11 protein-coding genes are annotated in these 15,916 nt (G+C 39.1%); 9 read left to right on the forward strand and 2 right to left on the reverse strand.

Going from position 1 to position 15,916, the window contains the following annotated elements; translation table 11 throughout:
* From K7X70_RS10015 to K7X70_RS10050, 8 genes are all read left to right on the forward strand, one after another.
* Entirely contained in the window at positions 1 to 1,269 is a 1,269-nt protein-coding gene (locus tag K7X70_RS10015) for a glycosyltransferase family 4 protein (RefSeq protein WP_222536924.1), read from the forward strand.
* Positions 1,266 to 2,414, forward strand: coding sequence for a glycosyltransferase family 4 protein (locus K7X70_RS10020; RefSeq protein ID WP_222536925.1), 1,149 nt, complete (start codon positions 1,266 to 1,268; stop codon positions 2,412 to 2,414). Before K7X70_RS10015 ends, K7X70_RS10020 begins: the two co-directional genes overlap by 4 nt.
* Before the next feature lie 85 nt (positions 2,415 to 2,499).
* Positions 2,500 to 3,714: a DUF1972 domain-containing protein gene (locus K7X70_RS10025; RefSeq protein ID WP_222536926.1), complete on the forward strand. Its 1,215-nt coding sequence runs from the start codon at positions 2,500 to 2,502 to the stop codon at positions 3,712 to 3,714.
* A gap of 15 nt (positions 3,715 to 3,729) precedes the next feature.
* The gene (locus K7X70_RS10030) at positions 3,730 to 4,815 is read left to right on the forward strand and encodes a glycosyltransferase family 4 protein (protein WP_222536927.1); all 1,086 of its coding nucleotides are present in this window, start codon (positions 3,730 to 3,732) and stop codon (positions 4,813 to 4,815) included.
* A gap of 61 nt (positions 4,816 to 4,876) precedes the next feature.
* Entirely contained in the window at positions 4,877 to 6,223 is a 1,347-nt protein-coding gene (locus K7X70_RS10035; protein WP_222536928.1) for a sigma-54-dependent transcriptional regulator, read from the forward strand.
* Positions 6,224 to 6,362: 139 nt separating this feature from the next.
* Entirely contained in the window at positions 6,363 to 7,505 is a 1,143-nt protein-coding gene (locus K7X70_RS10040) for an FIST signal transduction protein (protein ID WP_222536929.1), read from the forward strand.
* Complete coding sequence (locus K7X70_RS10045; protein ID WP_222536930.1) at positions 7,492 to 10,128, forward strand: PAS domain-containing hybrid sensor histidine kinase/response regulator; 2,637 nt, start codon at positions 7,492 to 7,494, stop codon at positions 10,126 to 10,128. Before K7X70_RS10040 ends, K7X70_RS10045 begins: the two co-directional genes overlap by 14 nt.
* A 12-nt stretch (positions 10,129 to 10,140) precedes the next feature.
* Positions 10,141 to 12,465, forward strand: a complete 2,325-nt coding sequence (locus K7X70_RS10050; protein WP_222536931.1) for a PAS domain S-box protein — start codon at positions 10,141 to 10,143, stop codon at positions 12,463 to 12,465.
* A 69-nt stretch (positions 12,466 to 12,534) separates the two neighbouring features.
* Here the strand turns inward: K7X70_RS10050 and K7X70_RS10055 are convergent, their stop codons facing one another.
* Positions 12,535 to 13,041: a pyridoxamine 5'-phosphate oxidase family protein gene (locus K7X70_RS10055; protein ID WP_222536932.1), complete on the reverse strand. Its 507-nt coding sequence runs from the start codon at positions 13,039 to 13,041 to the stop codon at positions 12,535 to 12,537.
* Between the two features lie 368 nt (positions 13,042 to 13,409).
* Between K7X70_RS10055 and K7X70_RS10060 the strand changes: the two genes are divergently transcribed.
* The gene (locus K7X70_RS10060; RefSeq protein WP_222536933.1) at positions 13,410 to 14,297 is read left to right on the forward strand and encodes a heparin lyase I family protein; all 888 of its coding nucleotides are present in this window, start codon (positions 13,410 to 13,412) and stop codon (positions 14,295 to 14,297) included.
* A 68-nt stretch (positions 14,298 to 14,365) separates the two neighbouring features.
* Here the strand turns inward: K7X70_RS10060 and K7X70_RS10065 are convergent, their stop codons facing one another.
* Complete coding sequence (locus tag K7X70_RS10065) at positions 14,366 to 15,739, reverse strand: PAS domain-containing protein (protein WP_222536934.1); 1,374 nt, start codon at positions 15,737 to 15,739, stop codon at positions 14,366 to 14,368.
* Positions 15,740 to 15,916: the final 177 nt, after the last annotated feature.

Consider the following 15,916-nt stretch of genomic DNA (forward strand, 5'->3'; position numbering starts at 1 on the left):
ATGAAAAAGATACTCCTCACGGCTTATGCCTTAAATCCTTATAAAGGTTCTGAAGATGCAATGGGATGGAATATGATGATGCAAGTGGCACGTTTTCAGGAAGCAATTATAGTGACCCGCAAAAACAACAGGCCGGCTATTGAACAATATATTGGAGAACATGAAGAACTTAACAGCACCTTTTCAAGGTTATCATTTCTATTTTTTGATTGGCCGGAATGGGCTATCCAATGGAAAAAAGGCCCATTTTTAAGTATGTTTTATTATTACGGATGGCAGCTTACTTTAGCCATTTGGTTAAAATGGAAAAACTATCATGTAGACCTCGTTCACAATTTAAATTTCCACAATGACTGGACTCCGTCCTTTCTTTGGATATTGGGCAAGCCAATGGTTTGGGGGCATGTTGGCCATCATCCAAAAATACCGAAAGCATTTATCCTTCCTGTTTATGGAAGACTTGCCTACTATAAAGATCGCGCATTGTGGGCTTTAAAAAACATCTTCTGGTACCTTGACCCTTTTCTTTATCTCTGTAAAATTAAGGCTGATATGGTTATTTGCATGAATTCTGAATCGGTAAAGCAACTTCGGCTAAAAGAAAAATTCATCATTCATCCTTCTGTTGCAGCTGAACGGGCTCAAACATTTCAACCTCTAAAAAAAGAGGAATCATTTCATGTGATTTCTATAGGAAGGTTTGTCCCACTTAAAGGTTTTGACCTCACAATTAGGAGTTTTGCAAAATTCTACAGGCATTTACCCCTTTCTATTCGCAAAAACACCAAACTGACTATCATTGGCTCTGGTCCATTAAAAAGTCAACTACAAAATCTGGTCATTGCAGAAGAGATGGGTCAGGCAGTCACATTTGTAGACTGGTTACCAAGAGTTCGCTTAAAAGAAATCTATGCTTCGGCTTCTGTTTTTCTGTTCCCTTCGCATGAAGGTGCGGGAATGGTTGTTCCGGAAGCCATGAGCTATGGACTGCCTGTAATTTGTTTGAAAAATTGTGGTCCTGGCGAATTGGTTCCTCCTAGCTCAGACCTCATTGTTCCATACGGAGATTACCAGGAGACGGTAGGAATTCTTGCCGACAAATTAACCGCCTTAATGATCGATCCTGATTATATCAAGGTAGAAAAAAAGCTGGTAGACCATCGTTATGAAGCGATGCTAAACTGGAACATCCGGGGTGATATGCTAAAAGAAGTTTACGCCCAGGTATTAAACAAAAAGATCGTTAACCTTAAAAACATACCCTCATGAATACGCCTAAAAAAAGAGTTATCGCCGTTCATATGTTAAATGATTTCAGTGGCAGTCCGATGGTCCTCAGACAGGCACTTGAACTTTTAAAACTAAAATCTGAAGTTCATTTATATACTGCAACTCCATCTGGAAAAGGTATACTGAGTACTATTGAAGGCATCAACATACATCCCATTTTTTACAAATGGAGTCCTAATAAACTCATCACCCTGATCTTTTACTTATGGGCCCAGTTGGTTTTATTTAGTCGCCTGCTGTTATTTTTAAGAAGAGAAGACACGGTGTATATTAATACGCTGCTCCCTTTTGGAGCAGCATTAGCGGGCCTTTGTGCGGGCTCAAAAGTAGTCTACCATGTCCATGAAGTCAGCATCAATCCTGCCCTTTTCAAGGCATTGCTAGTTAAAACGGCAAAGCTATGCGCGAACGAATTGTTATTTGTTTCTCATTACGTAAAAGCACAGTTTGATTTTGCCGAGGAAAAAAGCATTGTGATTTACAATGCTTTGCCAGACTCATTTGTAAGAAATGCGACTTTAAAAACAAGGGTACGTACGGAACGTAAATTTACCGTACTGATGCTGTGTTCAGCTAAAGCTTATAAAGGCATCTATGAATTTGCAGCGATTGCTAAGAAGCTTCCTTTCTTAGAATTCCGATTGGTTTTAAATGCATCTATAGCGGAGACCGATGCTTTTAAACGCAATGCAGCGATTCCTGAAAACTGCCAGGTTTATCCCGTACAGGAAGATACCAGTAACTTTTATTTAAATGCAGATTTAATTGTCAACTTATCCAGGCCTGGGCAGTGGGTAGAAACCTTTGGAATGACTATTCTTGAAGGAATGGTATATGGCTTACCTTCTATTGTCCCTCCCGTTGGTGGAATTACCGAAGTTGTGGCAGATGGAGTTGAGGGATTACAAATTGACGTTACGCATATACATGAAGTGATATGGGCAATTGTAAAACTTTCCTCCAATCCGGGCTATTACGATAAAATGTCTTTAGCAGCCAGCGCAAAAGCAAAGAAATTCTCCCAACAAAACTTTAGCCATCAAATTAACCATTGTTTTTACGTCGTTAAAAAAACGACAGCAATCACACCAGATGGAATATTAGTCCAAAAAATGGAATTCTAATCCATAGAAAACCACGCTAACAGTATCGCAGAGGGCATTTATAGCTTTGGCCTGGAAAATGAAAAGCGTATAGAAACAGTAAGTCATGAAAAAGAATAAAATTGCCATTATTGGTACTGTAGGTTTACCAGCCAAATACGGGGGCTTTGAAACGCTCGCTTCACATCTGGTAGAACATTTAGGCATTAAATGGGACATCTCAGTTTATTGTTCCTCTACGGCCTATCCGAAACCTGAGCGAAAAAAAACATACAAGAATGCAAGGCTGATCTATCTGCCATTTAAGGCCAATGGGATTCAGAGCATTGTATATGATTGCATTAGCATTTTACATGCCTTATGGTATGCTGATGTCTTGTTAATTTTGGGGGTAAGCGGAGGATTTATACTTCCATTTGTCAGGTTATTTAGTAATAAAAAGATCCTGATTTCCATTGACGGCATCGAATGGAAACGCAACAAATGGAGTAAACTTGGTCGATTGTACCTATGGATGGCAGAATGGATGGCGGTCAAATGTTCCCATGCAGATATTGCAGATAATGAGTCCATTCAGGATTATACCGCCATTCGTTACAAAACGTTAAGTAACATCATTGAATATGGTGCAGACCATACCTTGAATGTCCGTTCAACAGAGCTGGACCGAAAGAATTATCCTTTTTTAAAAGCACCATACGCATTTAATGTCTGTCGAATTGAACCGGAAAACAACATTGAGATGATACTCAAAGCATTTTCTGTCCTGCCAAAGCACACCTTGGTGATGGTTGGGAACTGGGGCAACAGCGACTATGGAATAGAGATGAGAAATCAATATGGCAATTTTGCCAACATCATTTTACTTGATCCCATTTACAACCAAAGGGATTTAGATGTATTGAGAAGTAACTGCTACGTTTACATACATGGCCATAGTGCTGGCGGCACAAATCCATCACTTGTGGAGGCCATGTTTCTAGGCTTACCCGTGATGGCCTATGGCGTCACTTACAACAAAACAACCACAGAAGGGAAAGCAATGTATTTCAGCAGCATACAAGAACTCAAAATGCTCATCAAGGATAAAAGCATAGCTGAGCTCAAGCAATCGGCAATGGTCATGAAAGGAATTGCAAACCGCAGGTATACCTGGAAACTGATTGCCAACAAATATGAATTTATGATCATTGAAGTGATCAAATCTCCTGAGAAAAAAAGACTCACATCTGCCTTTTCTAACTTCCTGAATAAAAAGAGCTTACTGGAACTGGAATTGGGTCATTTACAGTCCAGCACCTACTTTTATGAAAAAAGATAATTAATCCACAGCCTTATGAAAACTCTCCTATTAGACATTGTCCCCCTAACCTTGCTTTCACTTGCTTCAGCGATCTTGTTGTTCCCGGTTCTGATCAAAATAAGTCCCTACCTGGGAATGGTTGATCAACCGAACCTCAGAAAGGTTCATGTCCATCCGATTCCGGCGATAGGTGGATTTATAATTGTACTCTGCCTGCTCATTCCGGCATTATTTTCAGGCTTGTTATGGACTTTTATCATCGCTCACAAAACCATCTACTTGACACTGGTTTCAATGATGTTAATTGGACTTTTAGATGACCGCTGGGATTTACCTGTCAAATTACGGCTGGTTGTCCAGCTAGGCTGTGCAACAGCAATTGCTGTTGCCGGGATAAGACTGACCTCTCTTTATGGATTTATGGGCATACATGAATTATCAGCATTTCCACAATATATCATCACCGTGCTGATCATTATGGGGGTAGTCAATGCGTTTAACCTTATTGATGGCATTGACGGATTAGTGGGAAGCCTGGGATTCATCAGCATACTGGTACTCATTGTGATGAGTATCCTATCCCACCATACAGAATGGTTGCTTCTTTTAGTGCCCCTGGCATCCGCTATTTCGGTATTCCTAAAGTATAACTGGAAGCCTGCCCAAGTATTTATGGGCGACAGTGGTTCTTTAACGATTGGGTTTGTGGTTTCAACTTTAGGGATTTATTTTATACAATCCGCACAATTAAAGACACCTCATCTGACTCCTTTTTTTATTGTATTGATTACTGCCTGCTGTATGATTCCGGTTTTAGATTCAGTTAGAGTGTATTTAACCAGGATATGGAAAGGAAAATCTGCCTTTTCAGCTGACAAAACCCACCTTCATCACCTGCTCATCCATCATCATCTGATGCATTCTAATGCAACCCATAAAATTATCAGGCTTCAAATCCTGCTCCTTGTATTTTCTCTGGCGGCAATCTGCCTGTTCAGTATTGTCTGGGTAATCATTTTACAGGTACTGATGGTGATCTTCTATATCTATAGTCTACAGGTCATGACTTATTTCTACCGCTGGTATCGTTTTATAAAAAAAATGGAAATAGCCAACTGAAACAAATTGTGGTTTAGACTCCTAGTTCTGGATAAATTCTGTAATTTAGAGAAAAGCTCTTATGGAAAACTATCGCATTTTCATTGTGGAGGATGACCCTTGGTATGGTGAAATTCTAAACTACCATCTCTCCCTAAACCCAGACTACCAGGTAACCAGGTTTTTAACCGGATCAGACTGCATCAACAGCTTACATTTGAATCCGGATCTCATTAGCATTGACTTTTCTTTACCCGATACTACAGGGGATAAATTTTATAAGACTATCCGGAGCATCATGCCGGATGTCCCTGTTATTGTGATCAGTTCCCAGGAGAATATTACCACAGCTGTGGATCTCCTTAAAATGGGGGTCTCGGATTATCTGGTCAAAGATGAATCCACTAAAGATTTGCTATGGAACAGCATTATCCGGATTCGGGAAAATCAGTCCCTGAAAAAGGAGGTTCAATATCTGAGAGAAGAACTGGAGCAAAAGTTTTCATTCGAAAAGACCATTATTGGTCAGAGTCCGGCCATCAAAAGCATATTTGGTTTAATGGAAAAAGCGACTAAAACCAATATCAACATTTCTATCACCGGAGAAACAGGAACAGGAAAGGAAATCGTCGCCAAAGCAATCCATTACAATAGCATCCGGAACAAAAAAAAGTTTGTTGCCGTTAATATGGCGGCAATTCCAAGAGAACTCGTGGAGAGCGAACTATTTGGTTATGAGAAAGGAGCTTTTACTGGGGCGCTGACCCGTAAAACAGGGAAATTTGAAGAGGCCAATGGGGGTACGATTTTTTTGGATGAAATTGCAGAATTAGACCTGAATGTACAGAGCAAAATATTAAGGGTACTTCAGGAAAGAGAAGTCACACGTGTTGGAGGAAATGAAACCATTAAGTTTGATGCAAGGCTCATCGTAGCCAGTCATAAGAATTTAGCGGAAGAAGTGAAGAAAGGCAATTTCCGGGAAGACCTCTATTACCGGATCATGGGTTTACCAATTGCGCTTCCTCCTTTAAGGTTACGCGGGCAGGACATTCTTATTTTGGCTAAGCATTTTACAGATGAGTTTACTTCAGCAAATAAATTGAATGGCGTTGTCATTTCAAATTCAGCAAAGGAAAAATTATTAAAGTATGCTTATCCTGGTAATGTGAGGGAACTCAAAGCAATTATTGACCTGGCTGTAGTCATGTGCGATCAAAATGAAATCAGAGCAGAAGATATCACTTTTAATACCATTGGTCGTGACAATGTTTTGATTACAGAAGAGAAAACGCTAAAAGACCATAACCAGGACATCATCAGGTTTTACCTAAAAAAATACAACCATGATGTGATTGCCACGGCAAAAGTACTGGACATAGGCAAAAGCACGATATACAACATGATTAAAGCAGGAGAGCTGGAATAAATTCCATTAAATGGATTTTATTCCAGTTCATGGAATAGACTGCTGGTACAAAACCTGAATAAACACAGTTACAATGGTGGTTATGCCCTTTAATCTGTTTTGGCACAAAACTGGCGTTACCAATGGAAATCGTCTGATCATGAACGCAACACTTTTTCAGTTTTCAACTAATAAATGGCAAAGCTTCCCGTCTGATTCTGGTATCGATACAGATCTGGTACAACTGGTACTCTGCTTTGCAGGGAAGAACAGCATTACCGAAATCGATCTTTGCAAAAGCCTGCGATCTGATTTCCCTAATGCCGAATTTGTCATCTGCAGTACAGCCGGAGAAATATTTGGGCAAAATGTTCAGGATGATTCAGTGATCTGTGCTGCGTTAACATTTGAACACACCGCTTTACGCAGCTCCTCGGTATCGATTCAGGACTTCCCCGACAGTTACAGTGCTGCTGCTAAATTAATTGACCAGCTCCACAAAGAAGATTTATGCTATGTCATGGTTTTTTCGGATGGCAGCTTGGTTAACGGGAGTGAACTTGTTAAAGGACTTAATTATGCTACTGGAAATAAGATACTAATTACGGGTGGACTTGCCGGAGATGGGCCAGATTTCAAGGCTACTTTGCTAGGCTTGAATGAAGGCCCATCGGAAGGTAAAATAATCGCCATTGGTTTTTACGGAAAAAATCTCTTAGTCACGCATGGTTCACAGGGAGGCTGGGATATGTTCGGATTAGAAAAGGAGATTACCAAATCCGAAGCGAATGTACTCTACGAGATCGACGAAGAAAATGCACTTGATTTGTATAAAAAATACCTAGGCTCTGAGGTGGAAAACCTACCCGCCGCCTCTCTTCTATTTCCGCTTTCAGTAACTATTCCAGGAATTGAAAAACCGGTTGTTCGAACGATTTTATCAATTGACGAAGCAGTCAAAAGTATGACCTTTGCTGGCGATGTACCTATCGGTTCAAAGGTTAGGTTTATGAAAGGCAACTTTGATAAACTGACTGCTGCTGCGGCCATCGCCGCTCAGAAAACACTCTCGAAAGACAATGGCATGCCAAACTTTTCCCTATTGATAAGTTGTGTTGGCCGTAAACTGATACTAGGCGTCAGGGCTGAAGAAGAAGTGGAAGCGGTGAGTGAAATATTTGGAAACAAGACTCCTATGGTGGGTTTCTATGCGTATGGAGAGATATCGCCATTTGACGAAGGGGGCAATTGTCAATTACATAACCAAACCATGACCATTACTTCCTTTTATGAATTACCATAAACTTTTATCCCGTCAGATCAAGAAACATTTACCGGAAGAGTTGGCTTCTGATCCGGCTATGCTCCGTTTTTTATCCGTCATCAGTGATGCTTACGCTACCTTGGAGAGAGATACTGAGTTGGCAGAACGTGCTTTTGGAATAAGTGAAGAACAGTATTTGAGTCTAAACAATAAATTAAAGCATGAGCTTCAGGTGAAAAAGTTATCAGTTGAAAAGTTGAAGTCAGCTGCCGGATTTCTAGGCTCTGACTCAGATAATGATTCTGATGATTTATTACTTATTGCACAACAACTTTTGGATGAGATTGACAAAAGAAAGAAAAGTGAAGCAGCCTTGAGATCAAGTGAGGGCCTTTGGCAGTTTGCTTTAGAAGGTGCCGGTGATGGAGTTTGGGAGTATAATTTTCTAACTCAGGAGGTATTCTTTTCAAAACAATACAAAAAAATGTTAGGTTACACTGAGGAGGAATTTAAAAATAGTTCAACGGAATGGCTCAACCGCATACATCCTGATGATCTGGAACTCGTCAATAAGACCGACCGTGATTATGCAGAAGGGAAGATATTGAGTCACCAAAGGGAGTTTCGGCTGAGGCACAAAGATGGCCACTATCTTTGGATATTGGACAGGGGGATGGTCATTGATTTCACCAAAGATAAGTTACCTGAACGCATTGTGGGCACTCATACCGACATCACCGAAAGAAAGCTCGCAGAACAGGCATTAAAAATCAATGAAGAGAAATATAGAGGTATCATTGCTAATATGAATTTGGGTTTGATCGAGGTAGATAATGAGGAGGTCATCCAATATGCAAATGATAGTTTTTATACCATGAGTGGGTTTACTCAACAGGATTTACTTAAAAAAAAGGCTTCCGAAGTCCTGATCTTAGATGAAGAGATGAAAAGGATTGTTTCTCAAAAAAATGAATTGAGGAAAAAAGGCATTTCTGATACTTATGAAATTTCGGTAAATCATAAAAATGGACAAAAAAGATGGTGGCTAATTAGTGCAGCACCAAGGTTTAATGACAATGCGGAATTAGTTGGTTCTATTGGTATTCACCTGGACATCACCCAACAGAAGCAACTTGAACTGGAATTAATCAAAGCGAAAGAACAAGCGGAGGCCTCTACCCTTGCCAAAGAAATGTTTCTGGCAAATATGAGTCATGAAATCCGTACTCCCATGAATGCAATATTGGGAATGTCCAATCAACTTAGAAAAACTCATTTAGATGAAGGGCAGTCGTTTTTCTTAAACACTATAAAAGCGGCTGCAGACAACCTATTAGTGATTATAAACGACATATTGGATCTCAGTAAAATTGATGCAGGGATGTTATCACTTGAAAACATAGGTTTTGAACCCCGGTCTCTCCTACTAAGAACAATACAGGTGATGAGTCATAAGGCCGAAGAAAAAGGAATTATACTGACCAATGCCTTTAATGATCCCAATTTACAAAATGTATTAATTGGCGATCCCTACCGAATTAACCAGATATTACTAAACCTAGTCAGTAATGGTATTAAATTTACCGCCAAAGGCAGTGTTGACCTCAGTTGCCAGCTGATAAAAGACTATCCAACTAAACAATTGATTAGCATCACCGTGAAAGATACCGGTTTGGGCATGGATCAATCCTTTCAAGAAAAGCTTTTTGACAATTTCTCCCAGGAAGATGCTTCAATTACCAGAAAACATGGAGGTACCGGTCTTGGAATGAGTATTACCAAGAAATTGATTGAGCTCATGAATGGCAAAATTGAGGTAGACAGTAAAAAAAACAAAGGCACCACCATTTCTATTCTCCTGGAACTCACCAAAGGGAGTCCTAAAGACTTACCTCAGATTGACATTACAGAAACAGATACCGAAATTTTGAGGGGAAAAGTGATTTTGGTGACAGACGATAATGAGATCAATCGTTTACTGGCCTCTACGATATTACAGGCTTATGGTGCGGAGGTATTGGAAGCGATTAATGGTACGGAAGCAATTGAGCAAGTCATGAAGTTTGCTCCCGATTTAATATTAATGGATATACAGATGCCGGTAATGGATGGCATGGAAGCTATTAAGGAAATACGCATCAAACAACCTCAGCATATCCCTGCAATCGCCTTGACCGCTTTAGCGCTAAAAGGAGACCATCAAAAATGCCTGGAAGCGGGTTTTAATGACTATTTATCAAAGCCATTTGAGGAATCCCAGCTGCTGCATATGGTAGCTACTTGCCTTGGAGAAAACGTAAAAAGACTCCAGGCAATCCCTGAGCATATCCCAATTAACGAACCGCTGTATAATTTAAATCAATTACATAAAATTGCAAGAGGCAATACTGAGTTTATCGATAAAATGAAGCGACTTTTTAAAGAACAGGTTCCCGAATCAGTTCATGAGTTAAAAGCTGCCTATCTCAGCAATGATTATGTACTCATGGCTAAAATCGCGCATAGGATGAAACCCTCCATAGACACCATGGGTATTGTCAGGTTGAAAGAAGTAGTAAAGGAAATTGAAGCATCTTCTGGGGCTGAAGGAGAGTCAGGAAGACTGGACGCGCTCATACAGACCTTGGAAGACACAATTACAGAGGTAATCTCTAAATTATAACTATAATTTAAGATGAGCAGGAAAATCAATATCAAAGCAGTACCATCTATTGAAAAGGTAGTAGACCTGGAAATGGAGGAAACTGTTACGTTGAAACATTTTTTCAATTTATCACAGGATCTAATTTGTATTGCAGGAACTGATGGATATTTTAAAAAAGTTAACCCTGCCTTCCAGACCCTACTTGGCTGGGATACAGCTGTATTGTTGAGCATTTCTTTGTTTGACTTCATACATCCTGAGGATGTGCAGATTACCATAGCAGAGATGGCAGAATTAAAAAAGGGGAAGCATACTATAAATTTTACGCATCGGTTTAAAACGAAGGCAGGAGACTATAAAACACTGCAATGGACCGCAGCACCCGACTTATCCAGTGGTCAGATCTTTGCCATTGGCAGAAATATTACTGATGCTATTGAAAATCAACAGCAGCTAAAAATTAGTGAAGAAAAATTAAAGCGCTTTTTTGAAAACTCACAGGGTTTAATGTGTACCCATGATCTGAATGGAAAGTTCCTTTCCGTTAATGATGCCGGTGCATCTATTTTAGGTTATTCCAGAAAAGAGATTGAACTTATGAGTTTATTTGATGTGGTTCCTGAAAGCAACCACACTCCCTTAAAGGAATATCTGGAAACGATTAAAAATACCGGAAGTGCAGGTGGAAGGATGCTAACCAGAGATAAAACCGGGAATAAAAAGATATGGTTTTTTAGTAACGTTTTAGAAAATGGGCTAAATGATGAACCGTATATCATAGGTAATGCTGTGGACATTACAGAACAGTATTACCTGGAACAAGATCTGAAAACTGCAAAAATACATGCTGAAAAAGCAAGTATGGCAAAATCCGAGTTTCTCGCTAATATGAGTCACGAAATAAGAACCCCGTTAAATGGGATAATTGGCTTTACAGACTTGGTTTTAAAAACAAAACTTAACAAAACCCAGCATCAGCATCTCAGCATAGTTAATCAATCAGCAACAACTCTCTTAGAAATCATTAATGATATTCTTGATTTTTCCAAAATCGAAGCCGGGAAATTGGAATTAGAAATTGAAAAATGTGACCTTTATGAAATCTGTTCTCATGCCACCGAGATCATTCATTTCCAAACACACAAGAAGCAGTTAAATGTCATACTAAATATTGCAGCTAATGTCCCAAACTTTATATGGGCCGATGCTGTCCGGCTGAAACAAGTTTTAGTTAACTTACTGAGTAATGCGACAAAATTCACTGACAAAGGTGAAATCGAACTCAAAGTGGAATCTTTAAAAAATTTAGCAGGAGAAAGTACGATCCGATTCGGTGTGAGAGATACTGGTATAGGCATTAAACAAGACAAATACGATAAAATTTTCGAGGCTTTTTCACAGGAAGACACCTCTACTACTAAAAAATATGGGGGAACAGGACTAGGCCTTACGATTTCAAATAAGTTGCTAAAAATAATGGACAGCAGGCTTGAATTGATTAGTGAAATTGGAGTAGGGAGTTTGTTTTATTTTGACCTTAATTTAAAGACTGAACTGGGTGAAGCTGCTTTAATTCACAAAAAACAATCGCCTTATGCAACAGCACCTCCCACATTAAATCAATATTTAGATTGCTGTTTTAAGATCATGATTGTTGAAGATAATGAAATCAACATGTTTCTTCTCAAAACTATCATTTTAAAAATCATGCCCCGATCTATTATTATTGAAGCAGGTAACGGGTCTTCATGCCTGAATCATTTAGAAAACGAAGTCGTAGATCTCATTTTCATGGATGTGCAAATGCCAGAAATCAATGGTTATCAAGCAGTAAGTAGAATAAGAAAGATGGATAACTCCTCTCATGTTCCTATCATTGCTTTAACTGCCGGCAATGTTAAAGGTGAAAAAGAAAAGTGTATTGAAGTGGGAATGAATGATTTTGTTCTAAAGCCTATTGTTGAAGAAACTATCCTTCTCCTCCTGGAAAAATGGCTTCTGAATACCTTAAACAGCGAACAACCCAACACAAATCAGCCCATGCACTTTAATCTTGAACGATTAAACATGTATTGTGATCACGATGAGGAAAGACTGACTAAACTATTAGCAATGATCAAGCAGCAATTGCTGGATTCCCTATTAAGTCTTGAACTGTATGTAAAACAACAGGATCTACCATCAATAAACAGCCTTGGCCATAAGCTTTATGGTACTGCAATGGCGGCGGGTTTTGATCTTTTAGCATTGCTTGCAATGGAGCTAAAGAATATGGATACTTTCCTGGTTTTTGACATGGAAGTCCTATTAGCCAAAACGAATTTAGAAATAGAAACCATCCTCAACTTACTGTAAGTTAAGACAGGTTGGTAGATGAGGAAACAAAAGCTCCTCTTAAAATATTGAAGAGGAGCTTTCTATATCTTATATATTTAGGTCTCCCTCACGGCCTATATCAAGTTTTTGGCCCGAAACTGCACTTGCTGCAACTTTTAAAAAGGTCACCAATTTATTTGATTTATTATCCCAATAATGCCCTTCCGAAGGGCTAACTTTTAAAATTCTAATGCGTGGATCTTCTTTTCCTTTTTCAAACCAGCCCTCGATCATCTTATTCCAGTATTTATCTATCCTGGATTTATCCTGAGATACTACTGCAATTCCATTAATACTAAGAAAATTGTAATTACTAATATCCGAGTATAAAACACTGATCTGATTACTTTTTTGCAGGTTTTGATAAGTTTCACTTTCAGAAGAAAACAGGAACCATAAATTACCTTCCTCATCTACTTCCTGCCTACTCATGGGCACAGCATGAAGCTGAGCAACATCAGCAGTATTGGTACACATCATTCCAATATCAATCTTATCAACCAGGGTTTTTAACTTCTCTATTGCCTCAGGGCGATCTAAATTCTCTGTACTCATAAATGTTCTTAAAAAGATTTTCTAAACACCAAGTGTCTTTGTACTGCAACACCCGGAACAATTATGATACATAACAAGTACACGAAATATATGTTTCATAGTTAGCACTTGACCAGCGCATAAACATGAAGACAAAATGCCGCTGCTATAAAATTCAGCAGGGAAGGCGCAAGAATCGAGATCAATGTAAAACAAGAAAGCGATTAAATAGGAATAATGCTATTTATGTTTAGTAAAATACTCATACGGTTAATTAAATAAATTTCAATATCGGCCAATAGTTTAAATTAAATCATAAAATTTATAGTGTGCAATTGGCCGATTCACAAACTAACCATTTGTAAACCAAAATTTTAAACTCATTCCCAATGAAAATTAAATATTTAAGCTTATTGCTGACAGGACTTATTTTTAGTTCTTGTAAAAATGGCATTCAAGATTCCGAAAACCCAGAATCCCTGCTGTCATCCAATAAAACCAACGCTGATCTTTCCACCTTAGCAGTTAGTGTCACTTTAAATGCCGATGGCCCGGGAAATACCTACAGTTTACTCAATAGCGTACTGGGCGGAACCGCCTACGAAGTACCAGATTGCGGACATCTGCAGGACCACATTAGTGAAGTATTTGATTCCGGGCTCAATACAAATGTATTTGTGTTTTCCGCACATGTTGCATTAGACGATGACAGGTGCGAAGCCAGCGATCGTCAGCGTACGGAAATTAAAACTTATGGTCCTTCGCCGGCAAACCTTAAAGCTACGAATGGTGAAACCGTTACCTATCGCTGGAAATTTAAGATGGATGCAGGTTTCAAGGCTTCTTCCAGCTTTACCCACCTTCACCAGATTAAAGCTGGCGACGGTGATGATGGATCTCCCCTAATCACCATTACACCGCGATATGGCGCAAATAATACAGACAAAATGGAGCTGATTCACATCAACTCCTCAGGTACAACTACTAAAGTTAAGACAGTTAACCTGGCCCCGTTCAAAGGCAATTGGGTGGAAGTTGTAGAAACCATTAAATTTGGTTCTTCCGGAACCTATAACATCACCATCAATAAAGTAAGTGATGGCACAAGTTTGATGTCTTATAGCAATTCCAATATGGATTTGTGGAGAACAGGCACCACTTTTTGCCGGCCAAAATGGGGAATTTATCGCAGTCTGAATAATTCTTCGCAATTGAGGGATGAAGAGGTTCGTTTTGCTAATTTCTGCATTGCAGAAGGAAACGCTACTTGTCCATAGTTTATGGTTATCTAAATACAAAAGCATTCAAAAAAGCGCGCGCTCTTTGAATGCTTTTGTAACCTATCCTAATTCTCATTTCCTCCTGAGGTTTTATCTGTTTTATTGGTGATGGAGGTAATCACCTGATCCAGCTCAACTGAGGATTGGCTGAGGTATTCTATAAGTTCCTTACTATGCTCATCAATACAATTGTATTGCAATAAATCCGCCAAGGCCATGATTTTTGTTAAAGGTGCCCGTACTGCATGAGACTGTAACCAAGCAATTTCCTTAAGTCTATTGTTTTGTTCTTTAATGGCGCTCATTTGCTTTTTACTTTCAGAGATGTCCTGCATTGCCCCGATCATTCTATATGGATTTTGATTCGAGTCAAATCCAATATATCCTCTGTCCATGATATGGCGATAAATACCATCACCACACAAAAAACGGTATTCATCCTTCCAAAATTCTATGCCCTGTTCAATGTATGACCCGATCTTTCCCACTACCCTCGGGCGATCTTCAGGATGGATATTATTCTCCCACCAGGAAGCATCTGTTAACAGCCCGGGGGCCTTATATTTTAAAACCCCACTTATTCCAAGGTTCCAGCTGATTTTCTTCGTTTTAAGGTTATAATCCCAGATGACATCCCTGGTGGCTCTGGCCACAATCTTATAGCGTTCAACGCTCTCAAAAATCTGCTTTTCCTGCTCCACTCTTTCAGTAATGTCCCTGGAATTACACACAATTCCTAAAATGGAACTGTCTTCGCTTAGATTTGTGGCACGAGTCTCAATCCACCTCCATTCTTCATTTATGTTTTTAAATCTGAATGGGGAGAACTGCACCTGATAATTGGTTTTTAATTTTTCAGCATCTTTGACTACCTGCTTCACATCATCGGGATGAATGAAACTCAAAGCGCTTTGACCAATAAAAGCGTTAGACTCTATTCCCAGAACCCTTAATGAGGTTGGGCTTACATATTTGTAGTTCAATTCCAAATCAACAATTGCGATCAGATCGGATCCTTCCTGAACCAGGGCTTTGAATCGCTGCTCACTTAAAGCCAATTGCTGCTCAGCGGTAATCCTACTGGTAATGTCTTGAGCCAGCACCAGCCTTGCCCGTATTCCATTGAAATCAATTAAGTTACTTTCAATTTCGACAAAAATCATTTCGCCGTTCTTTTTGACATGCCTAAAAAAATTATTATAATATTTGCCATTTTTAATATTTTCCTTGACAATAGTATTGACAACGGCCACATCTTCCGAGGGTCTTATATCGGTAATTTTCAGCTTTAAAAATTCCTGTTTGCTGTACCCGTATTTCAGTTCCGCAGCAAGATTTACCTCTAGAAAGAACAAGCTCTGAGTGTCAAAAACCCACATTGGCAAAGGTGACTTTTCGAATAAATTATAAAGGCTGTTTTGGTCAATTGTACCCTGCATTTATTTAGATTTAGGTGGGATGATGGAATGAAAATAGGAACTAAAAATTCAGGAAATCTAATAAAACGCTAATTCTACATTAAATTTAGAATAAGTTAAGGTTTATAGTCATAAAACAATTTAATTCCATTCTTGTTTAGATAGCCACGATTATGGAGACCAATGTCGCCAACCGCC

This window comes from Pedobacter polysacchareus, assembly GCF_019802255.1.
Lineage (GTDB): Bacteria > Bacteroidota > Bacteroidia > Sphingobacteriales > Sphingobacteriaceae > Pedobacter > Pedobacter polysacchareus.